Genomic DNA, 308 nt, shown 5'->3' on the forward strand with positions numbered 1-308 from the left:
AACGGTTGATCACGAAGCCGTGAACCCGCGCCCTTTCCGTCTTTGATAAACACGCAAGCGTCCCAAGCAAATGCGCGAACACCCCGCCGCGGTCGATATCCGCCACCAGCACGACGGGGCAATCCACCCGCTCCGCAAAACCCATGTTGGCAATGTCCCGGTCGCGCAGGTTCACCTCGGCAACGGTTGATCACGAAGCCGTGAACCCGCGCCCTTTCCGTCTTTGATAAACACGCAAGCGTCCCAAGCAAATGCGCGAACACCCCGCCGCGGTCGATATCCGCCACCAGCACGACGGGGCAATCCAC

Annotated in this window: 1 pseudogene; it reads right to left on the reverse strand. The window is 61.4% G+C overall.

Features of this window, described 5'->3' with window-relative positions:
* Positions 1-181: pseudogene (locus tag ACRXB1_RS37565) on the reverse strand (cobyric acid synthase); the annotation flags it as partial.
* Positions 182-308 lie beyond the last annotated feature (127 nt).

It is taken from the genome of Caballeronia sp. M23-90 (assembly GCF_053574605.1).